The 23,194-nt window shown below is 36.5% G+C and carries 19 protein-coding genes and 1 pseudogene; 3 read left to right on the top strand and 17 right to left on the bottom strand.

Annotated features, from left to right (window positions below; all coding sequences use genetic code 11):
* Positions 1-34: 34 nt before the first annotated feature.
* Genes JMM81_RS18330 through JMM81_RS18320 form a run of 3 tightly spaced genes read right to left on the bottom strand, consistent with a single transcriptional unit; the run spans position 35 to position 3,159 of the window.
* Positions 35-1,153, bottom strand: a complete 1,119-nt coding sequence (locus tag JMM81_RS18330; RefSeq protein ID WP_256242988.1) for an acetyl-CoA C-acyltransferase — start codon at positions 1,151-1,153, stop codon at positions 35-37.
* Positions 1,150-2,598: an AMP-binding protein gene (locus tag JMM81_RS18325; RefSeq protein ID WP_256242987.1), complete on the bottom strand. Its 1,449-nt coding sequence runs from the start codon at positions 2,596-2,598 to the stop codon at positions 1,150-1,152. The genes JMM81_RS18330 and JMM81_RS18325 overlap by 4 nt, the downstream gene beginning before the upstream one ends.
* Positions 2,599-3,159: a biotin transporter BioY gene (locus JMM81_RS18320; protein ID WP_256242985.1), complete on the bottom strand. Its 561-nt coding sequence runs from the start codon at positions 3,157-3,159 to the stop codon at positions 2,599-2,601.
* Positions 3,160-3,463: 304 nt separating this feature from the next.
* Here JMM81_RS18320 and pdxR point away from each other — a divergent pair, with 304 nt between their 5' ends.
* Positions 3,464-4,894, top strand: coding sequence for a MocR-like pyridoxine biosynthesis transcription factor PdxR (pdxR, locus tag JMM81_RS18315; protein ID WP_256242984.1), 1,431 nt, complete (start codon positions 3,464-3,466; stop codon positions 4,892-4,894).
* 239 nt (positions 4,895-5,133) lie between these two features.
* Here the strand turns inward: pdxR and pdxT are convergent, their stop codons facing one another.
* From pdxT to JMM81_RS18300, 3 genes are all read right to left on the bottom strand, one after another.
* On the bottom strand, positions 5,134-5,724 hold the full coding sequence (gene pdxT / locus JMM81_RS18310) for a pyridoxal 5'-phosphate synthase glutaminase subunit PdxT (RefSeq protein WP_256242983.1): 591 nt from the start codon (positions 5,722-5,724) through the stop codon (positions 5,134-5,136).
* Between the two features lie 12 nt (positions 5,725-5,736).
* Positions 5,737-6,621 (bottom strand): pyridoxal 5'-phosphate synthase lyase subunit PdxS, encoded by an 885-nt coding sequence (gene pdxS / locus JMM81_RS18305; RefSeq protein ID WP_256243008.1) that lies wholly within the window; start codon positions 6,619-6,621, stop codon positions 5,737-5,739.
* Between the two features lie 418 nt (positions 6,622-7,039).
* Positions 7,040-8,140, bottom strand: coding sequence for a mechanosensitive ion channel family protein (locus JMM81_RS18300; RefSeq protein WP_256242982.1), 1,101 nt, complete (start codon positions 8,138-8,140; stop codon positions 7,040-7,042).
* Positions 8,141-8,478: 338 nt separating this feature from the next.
* Between JMM81_RS18300 and JMM81_RS18295 the strand changes: the two genes are divergently transcribed.
* Complete coding sequence (locus JMM81_RS18295; protein ID WP_256242981.1) at positions 8,479-9,753, top strand: MFS transporter; 1,275 nt, start codon at positions 8,479-8,481, stop codon at positions 9,751-9,753.
* An 89-nt stretch (positions 9,754-9,842) separates the two neighbouring features.
* Here the strand turns inward: JMM81_RS18295 and JMM81_RS18290 are convergent, their stop codons facing one another.
* From JMM81_RS18290 to JMM81_RS18245, 9 genes are all read right to left on the bottom strand, one after another.
* The gene (locus JMM81_RS18290) at positions 9,843-10,670 is read right to left on the bottom strand and encodes a squalene/phytoene synthase family protein (protein WP_256242980.1); all 828 of its coding nucleotides are present in this window, start codon (positions 10,668-10,670) and stop codon (positions 9,843-9,845) included.
* A gap of 365 nt (positions 10,671-11,035) precedes the next feature.
* Positions 11,036-11,833, bottom strand: coding sequence for a cytochrome c oxidase assembly protein (locus JMM81_RS18285; RefSeq protein ID WP_375162415.1), 798 nt, complete (start codon positions 11,831-11,833; stop codon positions 11,036-11,038).
* 6 nt (positions 11,834-11,839) lie between these two features.
* Entirely contained in the window at positions 11,840-12,307 is a 468-nt protein-coding gene (locus tag JMM81_RS18280) for a DUF2243 domain-containing protein (RefSeq protein WP_256243007.1), read from the bottom strand.
* Between the two features lie 338 nt (positions 12,308-12,645).
* Positions 12,646-12,990, bottom strand: coding sequence for a DUF3889 domain-containing protein (locus JMM81_RS18275; RefSeq protein ID WP_256242978.1), 345 nt, complete (start codon positions 12,988-12,990; stop codon positions 12,646-12,648).
* A 319-nt stretch (positions 12,991-13,309) separates the two neighbouring features.
* Positions 13,310-13,909 (bottom strand): nitroreductase family protein, encoded by a 600-nt coding sequence (locus tag JMM81_RS18270; protein WP_256242977.1) that lies wholly within the window; start codon positions 13,907-13,909, stop codon positions 13,310-13,312.
* 834 nt (positions 13,910-14,743) lie between these two features.
* The gene (locus JMM81_RS18265) at positions 14,744-15,748 is read right to left on the bottom strand and encodes a DUF3231 family protein (protein WP_256242976.1); all 1,005 of its coding nucleotides are present in this window, start codon (positions 15,746-15,748) and stop codon (positions 14,744-14,746) included.
* A gap of 424 nt (positions 15,749-16,172) precedes the next feature.
* The gene (locus tag JMM81_RS18260) at positions 16,173-16,445 is read right to left on the bottom strand and encodes a GerAB/ArcD/ProY family transporter (RefSeq protein WP_256242975.1); all 273 of its coding nucleotides are present in this window, start codon (positions 16,443-16,445) and stop codon (positions 16,173-16,175) included.
* Between the two features lie 1,058 nt (positions 16,446-17,503).
* A complete protein-coding gene (locus JMM81_RS18250) occupies positions 17,504-17,968 on the bottom strand; it encodes a VanZ family protein (RefSeq protein WP_256242973.1) in 465 nt (154 codons plus the stop codon).
* Between the two features lie 294 nt (positions 17,969-18,262).
* A complete protein-coding gene (locus JMM81_RS18245) occupies positions 18,263-18,838 on the bottom strand; it encodes a cysteine hydrolase family protein (RefSeq protein WP_256242972.1) in 576 nt (191 codons plus the stop codon).
* A gap of 118 nt (positions 18,839-18,956) precedes the next feature.
* On the opposite strand from JMM81_RS18245, the gene JMM81_RS18240 reads away from it, so the two are divergent.
* Complete coding sequence (locus JMM81_RS18240) at positions 18,957-19,403, top strand: Lrp/AsnC family transcriptional regulator (protein ID WP_256242971.1); 447 nt, start codon at positions 18,957-18,959, stop codon at positions 19,401-19,403.
* A gap of 499 nt (positions 19,404-19,902) precedes the next feature.
* Here the strand turns inward: JMM81_RS18240 and JMM81_RS23155 are convergent.
* Both JMM81_RS23155 and JMM81_RS18235 read right to left on the bottom strand, forming a co-directional pair.
* Positions 19,903-20,010: pseudogene (locus JMM81_RS23155) on the bottom strand (hypothetical protein); the annotation flags it as partial.
* A 66-nt stretch (positions 20,011-20,076) separates the two neighbouring features.
* On the bottom strand, positions 20,077-23,160 hold the full coding sequence (locus tag JMM81_RS18235) for an efflux RND transporter permease subunit (protein WP_256242970.1): 3,084 nt from the start codon (positions 23,158-23,160) through the stop codon (positions 20,077-20,079).
* Positions 23,161-23,194 lie beyond the last annotated feature (34 nt).

The raw sequence follows: 23,194 nt of genomic DNA, 5'->3' as shown, positions 1-23,194 counted from the left end.
CCCACATATAGACATAATAGGGGATACTGTCTTTTTACGGTGCCTGACACCGAATTTCTCCTATCACACTCTCCCATAAAAGAGCGATTCCTATTCCACCGCCAATCCCGATCGCAGAAATGGTATAGTTCGCTTTGTAGCGCTGTACTTCATAAAATAATCTGGTCACTAAAATGGCTCCCGATGCGCCATAAGGATGACCTATCGCAATGGCTCCACCTTCTACGTTTAATTTTTCATAAGGAATAGAAAGCTCTCTTGCACATGTGACTGCCTTTGCAGCAAATGCTTCATTCAATTCAATTAGATCGATATCCCGAATGGTTAAAGAATATCTAGACAAAATTTCCGTAATAGCCGGAATTGGACCAATGGCAGGATAGTTTGGGTCTACTCCTGATACAACACTATCCACAAAGCGCATGATTGGTTGATATCCTAGTTCCTTCGCTTTTTCTTCAGACATAATAAGAACCACTGCTGCTCCATCATTGATGCCACAACAATTCCCCAACGTTACGGTCCCATTTTTCTTAAAACAAGGAGACAAGCGATTCAGCATTCTCTCATAATTAAGCTTGGGATTTAAACTTTCATCTTGTAAGGGCACATCCGTAATTTTGACAAGCTCCTCACTATAATAGTCTTTATTTAATGAATCGATGGCTCGTTTATAACTAAGTAGAGCATACTCATCCTGCATCTGACGTGTGATCCCATATTTTTCAGCTACATATTCTGCAGCCACACCCATATCAGGGTCCCCAATCCTTTCAGGAGAAAAACGCGCTCTTTTATCGTATGGTGATTGGCTTGTACTTTCGACACCACCCGCAATATAGATTTGACCTGACCCTCCTTGAATGAGATGACAAGCAAGGCGAATCGCTTCTAACCCCGATCCACATTGCCGGTCAATTGTTACACCTGGTACCGAAAAAGGCAAACCGCTCTCCAATGCTGACAGCCTTGCGATATTGCCGCCAGGACCTACCGCATTTCCTAAAATAATCTCATCAATTTGTTCAGGCAAATCTTGAACGATATCTCTAATGACAAAAGCCGCTAATTGTTCAGGAGCATACGACTTTAAGATGCCATCTTTCTTTCCAATCACCGTTCGCTTTGCTTTCACAATCACAGCCCTCGTCATTCTAACTCACCATCTTCCAGCCACTTCCTTACTTCTTGACGCGAAATCTTCCCACCTGTTGTATACGGGAAATGATCCACTTTTCTCCAGATTCGTGGAATCTTATAAGAAGATAGAATTTGAAGACAATCGTTTTTCAAAGAAGATAAAGACACATCTCCTTTAATACATGCCACTACTTTCTCTCCCCAATACTCATCTTTGACTCCCAAAACAACGACTTCTTCGACACCTTCATACTTTTTTAATATTTGTTCTATTTCTTGTGGATAAATATTTATTCCTCCATAAATAATCATGTCATTTTGCCGGCCCAAAATGTATACATACCCTTCTTCATCCATTTTGGCGATATCATAAACCGTTGCCCAATCTCCCTGTAATACTCTTTTTGTTTCTTTCTCATTATTTAAGTATCCATCAAAAAGCATCTTACTCTTTACATACAAAGTTCCCTCTTCCCCAATATCTACTTCTTGTCCTTCTTCATCGCGAATACTAATTTCAACATTATGAAATACTCTTCCAACTGAATCGGCATATTCGATCTGTTCGTTATTTTTCAAAATGGTGACATAACTAAGCTCAGATGATCCATAAAACTCATAAAAATCAGCATTTGGAAACAGAAGATGCATTTTATCTTTTGCACGCGGCTGCCACTTTGCCCCTGTCGAGATAAAAGCAACTGATCGCTCATCGGAACAACCTTCCGTTATTAATGCCTGCATCATCGTTGGCACTACGTAGACAACTGTAATTGGATGATTTCGTAAAAAACTCATCAGACGGACAGGAGAAAATTTCTTTAGTACATAGATCGTTCCTCCTAAAAATAGAGTACTTAAAGCGCCGTATAAAAAAGTCGAGTTTACAAATGAACCTGGTATTAATACATGATCTTTGTCCGTCATCCCAAGATCGACTTGATTACAGTGAAAACTTTCTATCCATGAAACATGGGACCGCACAAACGCCTTTGGTTTCCCCGTGGAACCGGAAGTAAAGCCAATATAAAAAGGAACATTATCATTTATTTCTTGTCTCTTATGCTCTAAACTTAACCATCCCTCAACCTCATTAGTGAAAATTACCTTTGTTGGATACTTTTCAAATAAATCTCTCATCTTTTCATCAGCAATAATAAGATCTGGAGTCGTTTGTTGAAGCCGTTCCTTGACCTCCTGCTCCTTCCACCTCATATCTCCGACAATACTTGCCCACCCCGCCTCACCTGCACCAGCAAACAGTTGTAAAAACATACGACTATTTGGGAGGAATAGAGCAACTCTTTTCGTCACTGCAGCTTCCTTCGAGAAAGAGGCCGCTGCTCGTTGTACTAATTCATACCATTCTCCATAGGAAACCGTTTCTTCGTCTGTTACGATCGCAGTTCGATTGTGGTCCATTTGAGCATATGTACGGTATGCACTCGTAATTCTCATTTATGCTTTAACCTCTTTTCGGAACGGAACAGCGTTTTGCAGTTTTATAGCAAGCAAAGATGCAATGGCCACTTTCATGAAGTCACCCGGTAGATACACGAGACTAAGAATGATCGCTTCACTAATAGAAATATTCATCATCAGTGCTTGAATCGGAATACCACATAAATACACAACAAAAATACCGCCTACAATATTAACAAGTATAGTCTTAAAAAATGATCCTTCTTTCATACGATAAAATAAATATCCAATCACATATGCCCCTGCAACATAGCCAATGAGATAGCCACCTGATGGACTGAAAAAAACCCCGATTCCACCTCGTCCGCCAGACAATAGAGGTAAACCTGTCATCACTAATGATAAAAATAAAAGTTGACTAAGTGCCGCATATTTGGGGCCAAAACGGGCTCCTAGAATACTTCCTGATAACATAACTCCTAACGATTGTAAGGTAATGGGTACAGGAGAAATTCCCAAAAGAATTGGAGGGACCATCCCTAGCACCCCCATAATAGTTGCAAACATAGAAACATACATTAATTTTTTTAACTTCATTATGTTAACCACCTTATTTTTATAGTTAACACTCATTATAAAACCTCTCCTGTTTATTTGTAAAGTTTAAATATTTCTAATCAATTAAAATACAAGATTGCTAAATATAAAGGATTATTGGAGAGATCGTAAGCATACTTTAATAAGATAATTACTCCCTACAACTATATTGTCTCTCTCATATGGACAAAATGAGAGTATTCTCCTTTTGCCGTTCCTGACATTGAAAATATAGACTTATTAATAAAACTATTTTATTATAATAATAACATTCCATTTTTATATTAAGGGAGATTTGATTCAAATGTATATTCAGTTGGATAGAGAGGATAAGCGATCTCTTTGGTTGCAGATTGTTGATCAAGTGATTGATTATATTTCGAGTGGACAGCTATCACCCGGAGATCCATTAGTCCCGACACGCCAGCTGGCACAAGAGCTTTCTATATCGCGATCAAGTGTGCAAATTGCCTACGAAGAACTTCAATCTAGGGGATACGTGACGACATCACGAAGAGGTGGTACACGAGTTTGCCAAATTATGCCTGACAATGCAGCCTGTCAAACTCAACAAGCTGTTCCATCCATTCCATCAAACCCGTTTTTAGAGGAAACAACGGAACGTGTAGATCACTGGCCTGATCTGAATCAAGATGAGAAACCTCAAATTGATTTTCGCCTCCATGTACCTTATATTGATCCCATTTTCCAAAAGTCTTGGCGCCTAGCTTCCAATACCGCTATGAAAGAAAAAAATTTACTGGACTGGGGATATAGTTCTCCATATGGTTTGTACTCCGTACGAGAACAGATCGCACGTTACTTAGCCATCGAAAGAGGGATTCACGTCCAGCCCGGACAAATCCTCCTTACATTAGGGGCAAGGCAAACAATGGATATCATTGCTCAAACCTTACTGCAGGAAAACGATTTAGTTTCTGTAGAGGATCCCGGATTTCCGGTCGCCTGGTCATCCATGCGTTATCGCAATATGGAAATTGAACCAATTCCAGTTGATAGCCAAGGACTTTGTGTAGAGAAGATTTCACCCCAGACAAAAATGATTTTTACGACACCCTCCCACCAATTTCCGAGTGGTGTCTTGATGACCGCTAATCGGAGGCAAGAACTCATTCAATTTGCTAGACAAAATCAAACATGGATTATTGAAGATGATTATGATGGTGAATTCCGTTATAGAGGCGGTCCAATGCCCAGCTTGTATTCACAAATGCCTACCAACATTTTATATTTACTTAGCTTCACAAAGCTTCTCGCTCCCGGTATTCGCTTAGCCGCAGTGATTGGACCAGAAGAAGCAATCTCTAGGATGGCCAAAGTACAAGAATTTGTTTGCCGCCACCTTCCCGTTATGGAGCAACTTACGCTTGGTCAATTTTTTGAAACAGGTGACCTGCTTAAGCATGTAAGAAGAATGCGTTCCATCTACCATAAAAGACATCGTGAAGTTATCCATGCTTTAACTGAATCAGGGTTGGCAAATAAATTCCATATACTAGGAACCGAATCTGGACTCCATGTATTATTAGAAAGTGACAAAGAATTTGATGAATATCAAGCTGTTCAATCCGCATTAAAGGTCAGTGTTGGTGTTTTTCCACTTAGCCCCTATTGTTTAGAAAGCCAGAGAAAAGGTCTTTTGCTTGGCTTCGCCCATCTTAATTCAGATTCTATTGTTGAAGGAATTCGTCGATTAGCCAAAGTTTTATTATAAAATTCATTTTTTCTAACTAAAAAGCCGATATACTAGTGACCGCATTCTCAATAATCCAATTTTCCCCGACACTATCATAGCCTAATAACAACCGGATTCACTGTGATCAGGACTTTCGGGCACGATCCAAGGTTTAAGATAACTAGGAACAAACCCAGTTCGCACGAAATCCTTATCCTTCAATTGAATATAAAAAGCCCGCTAAAAAGCGGGCTCATCACTATTACCTATTCAAACCTTTATCCTACTTTAACCTCAACAGACTCTCTCACCATTTTAATAAACAGTTCAGTAAAACGATGGTCATCTGTTAACTCTGGATGAAATGAGCAACCAAGAAACTGTCCTTCACGAGCAGCAACAATCCGTCCATCATGCTCCGCGAGAATTTCAACGTTCTCTCCTGATTTAACAATATGGGGGGCACGAATAAACACGCCCACAAATGGTTCATCCAACCCTTGAATCGACAACTCCGCTTCAAAGCTTTCTTTTTGCCGTCCAAAAGAATTCCGCTCAACTGTCACATCTAATGATCCAAGATGCGGCTCTGGGTAATCAACCAATTCTTTTGCTAATAGGATCAAACCAGCACAAGTCCCAAACATCGGCTTTCCTTTACTGGCAAACTCCTTTAAAGGCTCCATAAACCCATATTTATCAATCAATTTACGCATCGTTGTGCTTTCGCCACCTGGGATAATTAACCCGTCAAGTTCATTTAATTGTTCCACTGTTTTAACAATAACTGCTTCCGCTCCACAAGCTTCCACAGATCGTACATGCTCTCTAACAGCTCCCTGTAGTCCTAGTACCCCAACTTTTATCATGTAAAAAACTCCTTACCATCCGCGTTCTTGCATACGTTCTGCCGGTGCAAGTGTTGAAATCTCGATCCCTTTCATTGCTGACCCAAGACCTTTTGAAAGCTGTGCAATTAACTCATAATCTTGATAATGAGTAGTCGCTTCAACAATTGCTTTCGCAAATTTAGCTGGATTTTCTGATTTGAAAATACCAGAACCAACAAACACACCGTCTGCACCTAGTTGCATCATTAATGCTGCATCAGCAGGAGTAGCAACCCCACCTGCAGCGAAATTAACAACTGGAAGTTTGCCTAGCTCTTTAATTTGAAGTAACAATTCATATGGTGCTCCAAGTAGTTTTGCTTCAGTCATTAGTTCATCTGCGTTCATATTTACAACTTTGCGAACTTGAGCATTAACTTGGCGCATATGTCTTACTGCTTCAACAATATTTCCTGTACCTGGCTCTCCTTTAGTACGTAACATAGAAGCTCCTTCTCCGATACGACGAGTAGCTTCTCCTAAATCACGACAACCACATACAAATGGAACTGTAAAATCTCTTTTATTTAAATGATATTCTTCGTCAGCAGGTGTTAAAACTTCACTTTCATCAATATAATCAACGCCAAGCGACTCTAATACTCGCGCTTCAACAATATGACCAATTCTTGCTTTTGCCATCACTGGAATACTTACGGCATTCATAACCTCTTCAACGATGGAAATGTCAGCCATTCTTGCTACACCGCCAGCAGCACGAATATCAGATGGAACACGTTCTAATGCCATAACCGCAACTGCGCCAGCTTCCTCTGCGATTTTTGCTTGCTCTGCATTCACGACATCCATAATGACGCCGCCTTTTTGCATTTCTGCCATTCCTCTTTTTACACGATCTGTACCTGTTTGCATGATTATTCCTCCAGTATTCTCTCTTTCCACTTTCGTGGGCTAAAATGAATATAACAAGGTTATGGATTTTTCTCTACATCCATATTTTTTAAAAAAATCAGTCCATATTTCTAATCTATAGAAATTTGTTCACTTCCTGAACCAGCCTCTCGATTACTCATAGCATGAAAAATGCTCTTTCTATTAAAAGCACATTAAAATCAGTAAAGGTAGTCAACCAATCCATTCTTAATATTACATAGCAAATTGGTTTTTTGGTTTAAAGAAGCCTCTTAAATCATTATTTTTCACCAATTAGTCACCTTTATTTTCACTGAATCACAATTAGTATTTGTCACCACAAACCAAAAAACACCTCTTAGATATAAAATCTAAAGAGGTGTTATCCTGATTTCTTATAGAGAATATTTGTGTGATCCTTTTAAGCTTCTTGTCTTCCTAAAACATCTTTTTTCAATTGCACATCATTTTCCTGATCAACATACAACTTTCTACTTGGAATGGCCAGTGAAACTCCTTCTTGTTCAAGGATATCCACGATTTTAAAATTAATTTCTTCTTTTATACTTAGAAATTCTCCCCAAGCCGTTGTATTTGTAAAGAAATACAAGAAAATTCCATACCCATTTTCCTGATATTGATCAAATGTAACGAAGATCGTCTCTGGATGGATACCCGGATGATTTTTCACTTTATCCTTAATCTCTCTTACAACATTCTCCAATTTATCTCTAGGTGTATCATAGGTTACTTTCAAATTGAATGTAATTTGCCTTTTCCCCATTTTACTCCAGTTTGTAATGGAATCATTTGCAAGTGTTGCATTCGGTACCGTAACAATGGCATCCGCAAAAGTACGGATTCTCGTACTTCGAAAGGTAATTTCTTCAACTGTACCTTCCACAGCTGATGTCTTAATCCACTCTCCAATAGAAAATGGTTTTTCGGTAATAATCACAAATCCACCAAACAAATTAGCTAAAGCATCCTTTGCAGCGAGAGAAACAGCAAGTCCACCTATCCCTAAACCGGCAACAAGACTGCTCACATTATAACCAAACTCTTGAGCAATCACACTGATTGCAATAGCTACAATAACCACCCGCAATACCTTTGATAAAAATGGAAGCAAAATAGCATCAATTTCTAAGCTGTACTTATCATTCAGTTTTGCAAAAATGGCTGAGGAAGAAGCCGAAAGATTGTATAGCCCCGAACTAATAACGATAATCACACCTGATCTTAAAATATCTAAAAACAGAGTATTACTATGGTTTAATAAAGGATAGTATCTTACCGCAACATAAAAGCCTATAATAATAAATAACCATTGAATCGGTCTTTCATAAGCCTTAAAAACCGAGGAAAATAAAGTAGTTGGTGCTTTGCTACTCAACTTTAATAAAAGAGTAAAGACATACTTAGCAAAAATTTTCCTGAAGAGTAAAAATAACAGGAAAATCGCAACAGCAATACCTAAATCAATTAAGTGTTCATATGCAAAAAATAATTCCCACGACATAAAATTGTTTCACCTCTAATTAAGTCTGTTTTTTATCATAACATATTAACTCGAAAAAGAATTAAAAGATGATTTATTCTATATTTTCCGTCTTTTTGGTTAACAAGAGCTAATTCTTTCTTCTGACAGCCGATCAATTACTGTAAACGCAGAATTTGATCGGCTTTTTCATGATACTTATCCATTTTTTCACTCTTTTATATTTCCATGTTAAACATAACATAACACCTACTTACTATTAATATACTTATACGTATTGATCAGTGAATTGAAGGCATTTACTTTTAAATACAAAGTACTGTCATGGATGTGGATAAAAATAGACGGAGGTCATTGGGTTGAGACAGAAAAAACCTTTTTCTTACACTAAGATTTTTGTCATCGGAAGTGGATTTTTAACTTTAATGCTTGTTTGGACGTTCTATAACGCTTATATGCCACTCATTCTTGGAGAATATATTGAAAGCAAGGCCATCCGTGGAGCAATTATGGGTCTAGACAACTTACTTGCCGTTCTTTTGATTCCCATAATTGGTGCCTGGTCAGATAAAGTGGATACTCGAATAGGTAACAGACTTCCTTTCATTGTGATTGGGATGCCCATCGCCGCTCTTTTCTATATCTTAATCCCTTACGGTGCTGCCGCTACATTTTGGATACTGATCCTAGTTGATATCATCTTCTTACTAGCAATGACCATATTTAGAGCCCCTGTCATTGCATTAATGCCCGACCATACCCCTACTGATAAAAGATCAACAGCTAATGGAGTCATCAATTTCATGGGTGGTATCGGTGCCATCATCGCCTTATTCGGATTATCTACCTTATATGGGATCGATCGAACATACCCTTTTTTAGTTGCAGGCTGTTTGCTTCTACTTACCTTTATTCTACTCTTCTTCACAGTTGATCATCATCCACCTTATACCGAAAATTCTAACAATGAATTAGATGAGGTCAAAGCCTCTCACTCATTATTGCAAGGCTTTAGCGAACTAATCAAAGTTGAATTTAGGGGAAAACTCTTTATTCTAATCGCTATTTTCCTCTATTTTATTGGTTATACCGGAGTTGAAGCCCTATTTACAGTATATGCTGTTGAACATTTAAACATGGCAGAAAGCACAGCAGGCTTTACCCTTGGCTTTTTCAGCTTATCCTTTGTTCTCTTTTCTATCCCAGCCGGATTATTCGGCAGCAGGTGGGGCAAAGTCCCACTCATGCTGGTTGGATTAATCTGTCAACCTCTTATCTTTATCAGCATCCCATTTCTTCCATTTATTAGTTCTTTATTTCCTAGCATAAGCCAAATCGTCTTATTACAGGTAACTCTATTTATCGGCGGCTTTACTTGGGCACTCGTTAATGTTCAAGCATATCCTTTAGTTGCTGATTTAGGTGGTAAAAATAAAATTGGTTTTTTTACTGGACTATATTATTTATTCTCGATGGCTTCTGCCATCATCGCTCCAAGTATCATGGGACTACTCATGGATTTATTTTCCCACCCTGCTCTTTTTTATGGTGCAGCCTTAAGCTTTTTCATCGCCTACTATTTTTTAAGAAAAGGAAGCCAGATAGTCTTAAACCACTCTTCACGAAACGAATAAAGATTAAAATTAGAAAAAGCAAAAAAAACGCCCCCTTCACTTAGATCTTTAACAACTAAGTTAGAGGGGACGTTACTCTTCATATATTTTCATTTTGATTTCGTTACTACTTGACTAACAACTTTAAGTACTTCTACTTTACTCATTTTTTCTTTTCCTTCTACTAAAGCTCCAAGCGTACCATGCGCAAGAGCCAATGGAATCTGACAAAATTTAAGGATACTACTATTTTTAATATCTTTTACATAAAGATCAGCCAATTTAAGATTGCGACGGGCATAGGAAAACATATCTTCTAATTCCCATCCTTCTGGAAAGAAGCTTACACCTCTGTCCTTATCTTCATGATGATTCCGAAGGATATTAACTGCTTGTAGGCCACGTCCAAACGCGATACCCAAATCTTTATCTGCGTCCGTATCATCATACCACTTCCAAATATCCGTGAGCATGACCCCAACTAAACCTGCAACATAGTAAGTATACTGATCTAAATCTTCTTCATTCTTAATCTGCCATCCTCGATTAACCCATTCAGCCATACCCTCTGCCATAGTTGATGTCGCATCCAATATACTCTCTACAATTGTCGGTGGACAAATTTTTATCCAGTCACCAAGTTGTCTAGTAACTTTAGGTAGCTGGGATTTATAAGGATCAAGTAAATCCATTAACTCTTCCTCATTAAAAGGTTGTCTTTGCAAGATTTGACTGATGGAGAGTAATAGATGGCTTTTAGATGTTGGCAGGAGTTCGGGGTGATCTTCTATCTCGTCAATGGCTCTCATACATAAGTAGGCAGACGCAACTGCTTCTTGTAAGCCTTGCGCTAGGTGACTAATCGGGATATAGAAAGTCCTACTTGTCGCCTTTAACACATTTCTAGCATCACTATTTAAATAGGTTGTTTCGCTCACCCTGTAAGCCTCCCTCTATTCTATAAATACACGAAAGATCTTTGTTTATTCGTATCAACTAATCCATTTTATTAAATCAAATGCACGTTCTGAAAAACCGCACCGTATTTAAAAAGAAAAATAATAAATAGAATATCTCTATTATAAATTATACGACTATAAAGGATATTTAACAACCACGGCATTTTCCATTCGTTTTCGGGATTAATTTGACTTATGAAAAAAAGAACCCCTTTTGTCTACAAACTGAAATAACAAGGTTATTTTTAACTTTTGTTGTGCGAAGATCAACTGCTGAATTTGCTCTTTTGTCATAGCATCTAAAGAAGGTGTAGGTTCATACATTAATAAAAAGTACAATGACTTCATTGTATATGGAGTGATTCATAACGGAATGGTTCTCGTGGTCGCATTGCTCTATACCATTGGAAGCAAAAAATAAAAATAAGAATAAGATCAATAGCATCTCCACCATAGTACATTAACATGGCCCCATTTTCAGCTTGCAAGGCGGGTACACCCTTAGGTGGATGGGCGTAGGTATACTTCGTTAAAATACCATGACCTGCTAAAGCGATCACCATCACAATGGCACGGTAGGTGAAACTCTTTCTATGTACGATCGGGTCAATATAAATCATGGACACAGTAAAAAGATAGCCAGCAAAGAATATATGTAGATGGATCAATATATGAAGTAGGATATTATGCTGCATTTGTGCATATAATTCGGTCGTATAGAGTACCCAAAGACCTCCAATATTAAGGATGGAAGCGACAATCGGATGACTGTAAATATGCACTGGCCAACTTTTCAACAAGCGTGAAAGATCTCGTGTAAGAGTAACATTGAGTGTTCGTAATAGGAGAGTCATAGGGGCAGCTAATACTATAAGGAGTGGCGCGAGCATTCCTAGAAGTAAATGACCGATCATATGCACAGTGAAATCCTGATGGGACTGATCTGCTATAGGTCCAACGACTACCATCGCAATACACAAAACACCCAAAATCCAGAAAAACGTACGGTACAAGAGCCATTTTTTATAGCGACGATTGGATACGATCACCGCCAAAATATATAAACTTACTACTAGCATGAACACGAATACTAAGATAAGGTGGGGGAATATGTCACTGCCATGAGCTAAATAATTATGCATAGGCATTTAACTGACCACCTCCACTTGTTTTGATGGACGATGTTTACGAATGATAAGGATGGCACCCGCTACAATCATCGCAATGGCAATGATATTCCATACGAGGTCATAAGGGAGAATATTTACGTGATAGCGAATCTGGTGAAGTCCCATAAGCTTATGTTGGATCGTACCGTCATACAACTGGAAAACTCCCGATCCGAGCAACACACCTCCTAACCATTTCCTAACCCACCACCCTTTCCGACGGCGAAGATCAGCAACCATGAACAAAGAACCCACGGTTGCAAACCAGCTAAAGGCATGAAACAAACCATCTGATACCAGTCCCATATTGGTTGTAGATTTATCATAGAAATGATGCCAGTGTAATAACTGATGAAAAACGGTCTCATCAATAAAAGCAACTAAACTAATACCGAACAAAAGGCCAGACCATAGATTACGACTCAAATATGAAGATTGAGTCACCATACTTCCTTGCTTCCTTGGATTCCTACTTTCCGAAGTCATAAAATCATCCCCTCTGCACTGTATTTTATTCTACATTTGCAGTATCCCCATTTTTTTCTATACTTAAAAAATTTTCAACATAAGAAAGTCAAAATAAACAAATGATCATGAAGATAGCTTGGATATGGAAAATAACAGTACCCTGCCACAGGTTTCAAGAAATAATCAAAAAAACACGAAGAAATTGCTTCTTCTTTCAAGCAATTTCTTCGTGTTTTAAATAACTTTATTAAAAGTTGTTTCACTTTGATACCCAGTCCAACGACTGACAAATCATCTATAGGTCATTAGTACACCCGTCATTGGGATACTTCTTTGAATGTAATATTGACGATTTGTTCTGTACTTTTATCAAATTCAATATTCACAAAGACACCAAATTCCTTGTTTTCACTTTTTAACCAGAGTTTGAATTTTTCAATTGCAGTCTTATCCTTATTTTCCTTGCCAACGTGTAAATAATCTACTACCTTTGTGTTTGGATACTTTTCTGTTGTTTTTTGAACAGCCAGGTTTCCCCACTTTGCATACGGTGGAGTTTCCTTTTCTGCATGAACCATATAATTTGTATTAAATGGGGTTGTTGCTGAAATCCCCAAGCTTGATACTGCGCAAAACAATAAAGCAAATATGATTCTTTTCATTTTATCACCCTTTTCTTTAGGGTTTGTCAGTTTCTTAATATTATTCCATTCTGACTAAGCCAAAACCAACCAAAATGAAACCAACATGAATCTATATACTTTCTTGTTTTAATCCTTCAATAAATACCGAGTTTCGCTTTTGTCTTTTCGTCACACCTACACTGGAAAGCATCCCTAAATGCAATGAACAATCCTTACATACTTATGATCAGATGAACTCAAAAAAGTCTGATGGGCTATCAATCCTCACCAGACTTTTAGTAAATCTACTATTTGTTATTAAGGGAGAGATGAAAAGGTACTTCTCTTCCTGTTCAAATTATTTATAAAATTTAACACGATCTTCAAGTGGTTGGAATTCTTTTTCGCCCACTGGAGAAGTTGGGTTACCAAATGGCATTTGGGCAATCAATTTCCAGTTCCCTGGAATATTCCATTCTTTTTTTACTTCGTCATCAATTAGTGGATTATAGTGCTGTAAAGATGCTCCTAACCCTTCTGCTTCTAATGCTGTCCATACCACTAATTGGTGCATACCTGATGCTTGGTTTGACCAGACTGGGAAGTTATCAGCATATAAAGCAAATTGTTCTTGAAGAGATTTCACTACTGCTTCGTCTTCAAAGAATAATACAGTTCCATATCCAGCTTTAAAGGAATCCATTTTTTGTTGAGTTCCTTCAAAATCACCTTCTCCAACCACTTTTCTTAATGTTTCAGTCGTAATATCCCATAATCTATTATGTGCTTCTCCTGTCAATACAACAAGACGTGCCGTTTGAGAGTTGAAAGCAGATGGAGTATATTTTGCAGCAAATTCAACAATTTCTTTAATTCTTTCATCAGAGATCCGTACCTCTTTATTAATCCCATAGTAAGAACGTCTTTCTTTCAATACAGTGTAAAAATCTTTTGTCATAACACTTATTCCTCCCAATTTTTAAAATGCCTCGATTCAAAATATCTTCAATAAATATATCTCGAATTAATAGTAATTTTAAATAAAAAAATAGTTGTTGTCAAATCCTCGAGAATTATTTATTTTACTTTTTTAATATTTAGGCATAAACAAACGTATGATGCAGTATTAAATCGCTAAAATAAAGTTGGATCAAATTGATACTAATAACCCTGATGAAAAAATGAAAAAGCTTGTTTTGAAAAAAGATTGATCAAAACAAGCTTTTAATATATTCAATTGAAGCATTCTTTTATAAAAAACTTGGATCATCTTCCACCTGTAATCCTTCACAATCGCGCCCTATTCTTGAATAAACTATAGTTTTCATTAACTGGTATACTTTAATAAGATCATACTAATAGGGGTATTACCAACCATTTATCATATTTCCCACGCTAAGGACAAAACCCTTGATAAATAAACAATTTCTCTTTAACGACCATTTTAGGGAAGTTAAATACTAACCATGTAATGGTTGTAAAATAGATGATTTTAGTTCCCTTAATCCTTCCCTAAATGTAATTCCCTTGTCACAAAGCTATTCAAGTTAAAGGGATTTAGCTTAGAGTAAGGAAAAATACTATTTTTTACCAGAAAATGTCTTAACATGGGTTTTAAGTCAAAATGTTGGTACTACCCCTTAATCTAATCACTTCATTAAAATTTGCTTGAACATTGACCACAAACTCCAACAAGATGAGTATAATGCCCTTTACATATTTGCCATTTAATAACTAGCCGAAGCCAGGAAGAGCAATGCTCCATAATAATTTTTCATAGGGATTCATAGCATTAATTCTGTATTAACTTGTCATGGTCGACTGCTTGTGGAGGTTCCTCCATCCAGCCGTGTTTAATCATAATATTGACTCCATCTTCGACATACAGTGCGACTTCTGGAATTATTGATATATATTTAAGTCCTAAATCTCTCCTTGGACTTGCTGCTAATGCCATTCCATAATATCCAATTCCTGTTGCAACCATAGTTGTAACATGAAACATCATTAGTTTATCTGAAAAAATACTTGCGGTTGTATCTAAAACAGCCGAACCTGAACTTATAGGGGCAGGCAGATCCTCTTTGGTTAAAAAATTGCTAAATGTATCTACATATTTTTGGGCAAGTTCTTTCCCTCTTAAAAAATACTGTTTTACATCTTCGTTTTGAGCAGTCTGGCCAAAGCCCGTTACTATTTCTTTACCGATAGCATTTATTAGAGTGTTTAAGTATAAATGAGTGATTTCTTGTGAATTAATAGACCTCTTTTTCCCCAAAAAACCAGTTAAATAATGTTGTTTTTCTATAAAATCGACCTTATCAGGAATAGGTATATAAGGCGGTTTTACATAAATCCCTTGTTTTAGCATTAAATCACGTGTTCTGTTCCGCAATTCAACCCCTTTATTCAATATACGTTTATGAAAAGTAACAACATCTGGACGTGTCGCAACTGTTAGTCCTGCACTGCTGGCTGTCATTGCAGATACAGCCATTTGACTTAAATACTTTAAGAAAAATGTATCTGTAAAAAGTCTTGGAGCTTTTGTATTGACATCTTGTTCCGTAAATCCAATGGGTATCGGGAAATTCTCTTTTTGAAACAGTTCCTGCATGATGGAAACATTCTCTTTTGCTGTATCGAGTGTCCATTCAATAATAGGACGTATTTCTTCATCTTCTACTTTTTCTAAGAAATAGCTATTCACACAAACAGCTATTGTATCGCCCATGTATTGAGTCCATAAACCAGACATTTCCGCAGCAGTTAAAGGGATATTTGTTTTATCCTCCATTGGAACAACCTCCTATTTTAAAGTAATACATTATGGAATAATATTTCCTAAACGGTGGAAAATATAAATGAACAACCTATCTAAAATAATGCAAAAAGGGACTCTCAGGATAAGTCCTTTTTTGCATTATTTTATTGAAAAAACCTACTTGTTGAACAAGATCTCCCATAATTACATGAATACCGTATACAAACCTATTTAACATAAAGTCAACTATTAGCAGCTAGCAAAAGAGCCAATCTCTTGAACCGTAAGGGATTGGCTTGTGTTCATTTTTTATCGTTTATGCAGGTTTTTATATATGGTTGATTTATCAACGTTGCAGGCTTCTTCAGAAGACTCGTGGCTGCATATCTTTTAATTGATTCATAACCCTTCACAACCTTTCCTTCCATTCCTCAAACGAGTTCTGAACCCTTGTTAATCAATGATTTGAATGTGCGATTTTGTCAATCCATTTCCCAAATATTTTTTCATTAACTTCGATATAAGTCATAGATGGATAAAGGGCAGCTAATTGGTTAAATATGAATATAAAAAATAAACTGATGAAAGTCGTTAAAGCAGAAGAAATCCAGGCATCCTGCTTTGCTGAAGTTGCAAGTAAAGCAAGTAGATTAAGAATTGCAGTTCCTATCGTAAATGTGATCACTAATATTTGAAATTCACCGGAGTTAATTTTCCCTTTTTCGAGCATGATTTCCTCCACATTATCAGATAATATTTAGTATTCCAATAAATTCCTATATTTATTACTAAACTTAAACTACAAGTGGATATAGGTGAATTAGCAGTATGAAAAAGGATCTTCCAATCGAAGATCCTTTTTCAATACCGATAACATCGCTTATGTTAATTAAATCAACTAATAAAACAGAATAATTGAATAAGGTAATGGAAATAATTATTGATAAAAAAAGGATTTTATGATTATACTCATTGTTAGTATTGTTCTTTTTAATTTAATTGCTTTCAAAACAAATAAAATATTATCATCTAAGCAGATAGCACACGTGTGGATGTTTACTGTTGCTTTCCAAATCCTTTTTGATGGGTATGTTGACATAAAATATCACGGATATTGGTACTTTACTCAAAATGTAGATTGGTTAGATTTACCCACGGTTACAGTTTTAATACCGCCTGTAAATATGATGTTTTTAAACTGGTATCCATTCCGAAATTCCTTATGGAAACAAATACGTTACTTTTTCTATTGGGAATTATTATTATTAACATATGAATTAATTACATTACTTCCAAAACCTTTTGGGTATTTTCATTATGGGTGGTGGAATATAGGGTATTCAGCTGCTATAGATCCTTTACTGCTTATGACTTTATTAATGTATTATAAAAAATTTATAAAATAAAAGTTCTCTCATTAACGGTGCTTAAAAACTCATTACACAATAAAAAGGATCTTTGTTCGAAGGTCCTTTTTTAGTACCGATAATATCTGATTATGTTAATGACCTTAAGGTAGTATTACGTAACTTAAGCCAATCTTTTCAATATACGAAAATAAATAAATTCATACATTCGGTGTTCACTACAATAAACAAAATTAGAGAAAATATTAAACTATATTTATGTAACTTTTATATTTATTTTGCGCTTTTTTAATACTTATTTTGCGTTAATAACACAAATAAAGGATCATATATATTAGCCTGACTAATATGTATGGTCCTTTTATATCTTTTCAACAAATGCGCCCGTTTGTTGAAGAACTAGTTGAAGAACTAAAGATACCTATTTAAGTAACTTCTGAACAACTTTTGTTTTCCAAATACCAAAACCTATCAAAGCACCAACCATATTAAGAATGAAATCATCAATATCAAAACTTCCTCTTCTTGTAATTACTTGTATTACTTCAATAGCAAATAACAATATAATCATCGAAATGGTAAATACACTTATTTTATTAATCTTTTTTATAAAGTAAGGTAGATAAATTCCCATTGGCAAAAACATAAAGAAGTTACCGAAGAGGTTTTTTATAGGTATATCCATATTCATACTTCCATCAAATATTGCCGTAATATATGTACTTATAGTCTTAAATGGTACAAAATTAGAAGAGTTCTTTATATATTCTATCAATGATAAATCTGTCCATATATAACCTCTTGAACCTAAGAACAATAAAACTACTAATGCCAATAAATAAAACACGAAACTTATACCGAAAACAGTTTTTATTACTTTTTTCATTTTATCCCCCACTACTTGCTATGTTTCTTTTAAAAATCTATCTCTTTATTTTAGCATAGATAATGATTTCATTATTGAGTGTTATTCAAGTAAATGGCCCTATAACGGAACAATTCTTCCTTAATCTACTTAGCAACTTTTCTTTGCGACGACACAAAAACCCCTTTAGATATCCAAAGGGGAAACGGTGCAACTTTTTTACAAACGGTATAACTTTATTAACGGTACAACTTTATTTCAAAGACACAGAAAAAAGGGAGACTGTTTTATAAACAAGCTCCCTTTTATATTTAATTAGTTGTTCTCCTGGATCGTATCAACTTCATGTTGCAGGAAATCCTCGGTCGAAACTACATTTGCATACATTCCATTAAGTGCACTGACAAACGCATAATGAACCTGTTCAGCTGGGACGACCTTATCTTGATAAGATAAGTCCCTTGTCGCACATGCATCTTCAATAACTGTACATTCAAAACCTAGGTCCTTTGCAGCTCTTGTCGTGGCATCAATGCACATATGCGTCATCATACCTACAATCACTAGCTTGGTCGCTCCAATTTCTCTTAATTTGTTTTCTAATTCGGTCTTTAAAAAGCTGTTAGGTGCATGTTTTATGATAATACTTTCATGTTCTAATGGTAAAACAGATTCATTTATTTTGACTCCCTCCGTGTTTGGAAGAAAGAAGCCTAACCCTGCTTCACTTGCGATATGCTGGACATGAAAAATATTATCTTTGTTATTCTGTCTAAACCATTCAAGAACTTTTGCAGCATTAGCGGCTGCTTTTACAGGATTGCTTAATTCCATCTTTCCATTTGGAAAATAGTCATTTTGAATATCAACTAAGATCAAAGCTACACTCATTTTTATCCACCCCATCCAAAAATAGATTATAATCAAATCATAAATAATATCTTGATTTTTATCGATACTTTGATGAAACACTTTTTTATCAAAAAAATTCATGGTGAAAGGAATTTATATGCAACTTGATAAAATTGATTTTCAGATTCTCCAGTTATTAACTGAAAATTCACGTATTCAATGGAAAGACTTAGGAGCACAAATTCATATGACTGGACAAGCAGTAGGGAATCGTATTAAAAAACTTGAGGAAAGTGGTGTAATTAAAGCCTACTCTCTAATCATCGATGAAATGCAATTAGGGCTTCCTTATACAGCGTTTGTCATTGTTTATATGAAAACAGCAAATCATGATTCGTTTATTCGTTTTATTAATGATCGAAATGAGGTAGTTGAAGCTCACCGAATATCGGGGGAAGGATGTTACCATTTAAAAATAAAGGTTAAATCTCAAGAACAATTGAATCTTTTTCTTAATAAACTTCTCGAACATGGGAATTATAGTGTAAATCTATCAATACAAAAGATCAAACAACATAATCCGTTAACTGCCACATTACAATAAACGTTTGTTTTTCCCAGAAGGTGTACTTTTTGTAATCATTTTTTCTGTTTCAGTGATACCTAGTTTAATTAAGTTTTTTTATTACCAAAAAACGTGTCCAAAAAGATTACCAAATACTTTTACAAAAATACTGGAATAGCATGGGAAATAATATTTGGTAAATAATGTAATAATATGACCTGTTTTTAAACATATCTCGGTCGTACCCCAAGAAGTAGAGAACCACATGCGAGAAGTAGCTTTAGTCACTTTACTTCAATTGTGCACCGCTTTACATGGAGAGGTGAGCGTGGTAGGCTATTCGCTTTGCGAAAGAGAGTGCATTATACCCTCTTTCGCCCTTCGCAAGACAACACGCTCGCAGAGGCTCCGTGCCAAGCGCCAACGCCCTACGCACTCTTATGGAAATAACACCCAATTAGAATTTAACTTATTTGTGTCCAAAATATTGACTTAGATCCACCTAGTATTACGAACCGGTCAACTGTCACTTCAAGACAAGACCTTTCATTGAGATAATGCAAGGATATGTACCACCGGCTACAGCTTCTTTAACATTTACGGGAATACTTAAATTCACGCTTTCTTGTATCGCTAAGGCAATAAGCGTGTCATATCTCCTAAAAAACAAAAAGCCCTACAAGATGATGGATCACCTTGTAGGGCTAATCAATTAGTTTTCTTCTATTTCTTTACGGTTTTTCTTAAATAGCTTAGATAATATCTCATACACGATTGGTACAATAATTAATGTTAATAACGTCGAACTTGTCAGACCACCGATTACTGTAATACCAAGACCTTTCGAGATTAAACCGCCACCACCTGAGCCAATGGCTAATGGAATTAACGCACCAATCGTGGCAAGTGCTGTCATTAAAATTGGACGTAGACGTGTGGCACCCGCTTCTAGAATCGCTTCACGCATACTCATACCATCACGTTCCATATGAATAATACGGTCTACAAGTACGATCGCATTCGTTACAACGATACCGATTAACATTAATAGACCCATCATGACAGATACAGAAATGGTTTCACCAGCGATTAATAAACCAACAAATGAACCAATTACTGCAAATGGTAGTGAGAATAGAATTGCAAATGGTGCGACACCTTCACGGAATGTGACAACAAGGATAAAGTACACAATTGCGATTGCCGCAAGCATGGCTACACCAAGTTGTGTAAATGTTTCAGTCATATCTGCAGCTACACCGGCAACACCGATTGTAACACCTTTAGGTAAATCTAATTGATCAATTGCTTCATCGACTTGGGATGTTGCTTTTGAAATATCATCACCAATGATTGTACCTGAAACGGTTGCGTAGTATTCACCTTGACTACGTGCAAGTGTATTTAACGTTGTACCTTTCTCAACTGTTACAAGTTCAGAAAGTGGCATTGACATGCCTTGTGCTGTCGGCACTTGTGTTGCCAAAATATCATCAATTGATTTTGGCTGTTCATCTTGTTCTTGCTGAACGATTACTTCTAACGGGTCACCATCTTTTTCAACTGTTGTTAATACTTCTTTTGTTGTTATTGGGCTTAACATCATCACGATTTGACCCGTTGTTAAACCATACTGCAGTAATTTATCTTGTTCTACTTTAAATGTATACTCAACATACGCATCCTCTGCACTTGAAGAAACGTCTTCTAAGCCATCATTTTTATTCATAACGTCTTCTACCATTTTTACAGCTTCATTTAGTTTATCTAAATCTTCACTGTAGAATGTGTAGCTAACTTCATTTGTTGACATCGACATCGAAGAAAAGTTTTGGCTCTTCCATTCACCTGTTTGACTAATGTTGAATACATACTCTTCAATTTCCGCGCGGGCTTCTGGGAAGTCATCCATTTCTGGGTCAAAGATTAAGTACATTAATGCACCATCTCCACCGCCGCCCATCATCGCTGCCATCGGATCGCCACTATTCGTTACAGATAATTGAACAATATCAATATCCTCATGTTTTAGTAACTCTTCTTCTACCACTTCTATGTTTGCTAATGTATCTTCCATTAGCTCGCCTGTTTCTGGCGTGTACGTTAAGTACATCACTTTTTCTTCTTCACTACCCATAAAGCTAAAACCAATTAATGGCGTTAACGCCAAACTACCAGCTAATAAAACAATAGAAATGAGTGAAGTAATAACTTTATGATTAAGTGTCCATTTAAGAATTCCTTTGTACCATTGTGATAATTTACCAATCTCCTTATGACTGCTCTCTGTCTTTTCGCTATATAACTTCTTCTTAAATAAGAAGTGAGATAGTGCAGGAACAATTGTAATCGCAACAATTAACGAAGCTCCAAGTGCAAACGTCATGGTTAATGCGAACGGCATAAACAGCTCGCCAACCATACCACCAACGAAGATAAGTGGTGCGAATACCGCAACCGTTACTAATGTTGATGACAGAATTGGTTTAAACATTTCAATTGTCGCTTCTCGTACAAGTGCACGACCTGTTAATTTTTCTTCTTTTAAATGAAGACGACGATAAATATTTTCAACGACTACGATTGAGTCATCAATTACACGACCAATGGCCACTGTAATCGCACCAAGTGTCATAATATTTAGCGTAATATCCAACCAGTTTAACAGCAGTAACGCCATGAAGATAGAAACTGGAATGGATACGATCGAAATAATGGTTGATTTAACATCACGTAGGAAGAGAAGGATAATCAATACGGCAATTAAACCGCCAAATAACGCTTTTTCAATCATCGTTGTAACCGATTCTTGAATTGGCGCACCTTGGTCAAGTGATACATCGATGACAAGACCATCGATATTTGCCTCTTCTTCTTCGATTAGCTCCTTCACATCGTCTACAACATCAACCGTGTTTGCTTGTTGCCCTTTGACAATTTGAATGGCAATCGCGTCCTCACCATTTGTGCGTGAAACCGATTCTACTTTACCAACTACTTCAATTGTAGCGATCTCGCTAAGTTTCACAAATGGTGATGGATTTGTTTCTGAAGGTGTTACAGGAATAAGCATTCCCTTTAATTCATCAGCTGTCATGAACTTGCCATCTATTGCTACAGCTTTTTCACCTTCTTCAAACTCGTAAAGACCTAATGAAACCGCTAGGTCACTTGCTTGAATTATTTGCTTTACTGTATCTTCGGTTAAGCCAAGTTCAGCCATTTTTGCTTCGTTATACGTAAGCTGCACTTCTTCAATATGTTGACCTGTAATCGCTGCAGATGCAACACCATCGATTTTCTCGATTTTCGGAAGTAAAATTTCTTCTACTGTTGATGTTAATTCAACAATATCTTCTTCCTGACTACTTATACTTAATGCAACCACTGGCATCATATTCATACTAATTGCTGTAATAATTGGCTCCTGTGCTCCTTCTGCTAAAGTCACTGCACCTAATGCAGATTCTAATGCACGCTTCGCCTCGTCCATATCTACACCGTATTCGTATTCTACTTGAATATTTGCCATGTTAGAATATGAATTTGAATAAACGGATTTCACATCTTCAAGATTTTCTATTGCTTTCTCTAACGGCATGGACACATCTTCCATCACTTGTTCAGGAGTTGCTCCAGGATATACGTCCATTACCATTAAGTAAGGAAGTGAAATATCTGGAATCGTTTCTGTTTTCATTTGTATACCTGAATAAATACCAGATACAGTGATGATAATGGTAAGCAACCATACGGCTAGTTTATTCTTCAGGACAAAATTGACTAAACCTTTCACTCTTACACCTACCCTTAATTGACTTATTAAGCTC

This window comes from Bacillus sp. V3B, assembly GCF_024494465.1.
Classification (GTDB): domain Bacteria; phylum Bacillota; class Bacilli; order Bacillales; family Cytobacillaceae; genus Bacillus_BD.
The sequence above is the reverse complement of the archived record's forward strand: the minus strand, read 5'-3'. Positions and strand labels throughout refer to the sequence as shown.

Bases quoted from the DNA above. Each gene is read 5' to 3' on its own strand.
- JMM81_RS18330 (WP_256242988.1), bottom strand. From the start codon at position 1,153: ATGACGAGGGCTGTGATTGTGAAAGCAAAGCGAACGGTGATTGGAAAG.
- JMM81_RS18325 (WP_256242987.1), bottom strand. From the start codon at position 2,598: ATGAGAATTACGAGTGCATACCGTACATATGCTCAAATGGACCACAAT.
- JMM81_RS18320 (WP_256242985.1), bottom strand. From the start codon at position 3,159: ATGAAGTTAAAAAAATTAATGTATGTTTCTATGTTTGCAACTATTATG.
- pdxR (WP_256242984.1), top strand. From the start codon at position 3,464: ATGTATATTCAGTTGGATAGAGAGGATAAGCGATCTCTTTGGTTGCAG.
- pdxT (WP_256242983.1), bottom strand. From the start codon at position 5,724: ATGATAAAAGTTGGGGTACTAGGACTACAGGGAGCTGTTAGAGAGCAT.
- JMM81_RS18300 (WP_256242982.1), bottom strand. From the start codon at position 8,140: ATGTCGTGGGAATTATTTTTTGCATATGAACACTTAATTGATTTAGGT.
- JMM81_RS18285 (WP_375162415.1), bottom strand. From the start codon at position 11,833: ATGCATAATTATTTAGCTCATGGCAGTGACATATTCCCCCACCTTATC.
- JMM81_RS18280 (WP_256243007.1), bottom strand. From the start codon at position 12,307: ATGGTGACTCAATCTTCATATTTGAGTCGTAATCTATGGTCTGGCCTT.
- JMM81_RS18275 (WP_256242978.1), bottom strand. From the start codon at position 12,990: ATGAAAAGAATCATATTTGCTTTATTGTTTTGCGCAGTATCAAGCTTG.
- JMM81_RS18270 (WP_256242977.1), bottom strand. From the start codon at position 13,909: ATGACAAAAGATTTTTACACTGTATTGAAAGAAAGACGTTCTTACTAT.
- JMM81_RS18265 (WP_256242976.1), bottom strand. From the start codon at position 15,748: ATGGAGGATAAAACAAATATCCCTTTAACTGCTGCGGAAATGTCTGGT.
- JMM81_RS18260 (WP_256242975.1), bottom strand. From the start codon at position 16,445: ATGCTCGAAAAAGGGAAAATTAACTCCGGTGAATTTCAAATATTAGTG.
- JMM81_RS18250 (WP_256242973.1), bottom strand. From the start codon at position 17,968: ATGAAAAAAGTAATAAAAACTGTTTTCGGTATAAGTTTCGTGTTTTAT.
- JMM81_RS18245 (WP_256242972.1), bottom strand. From the start codon at position 18,838: ATGAGTGTAGCTTTGATCTTAGTTGATATTCAAAATGACTATTTTCCA.
- JMM81_RS18240 (WP_256242971.1), top strand. From the start codon at position 18,957: ATGCAACTTGATAAAATTGATTTTCAGATTCTCCAGTTATTAACTGAA.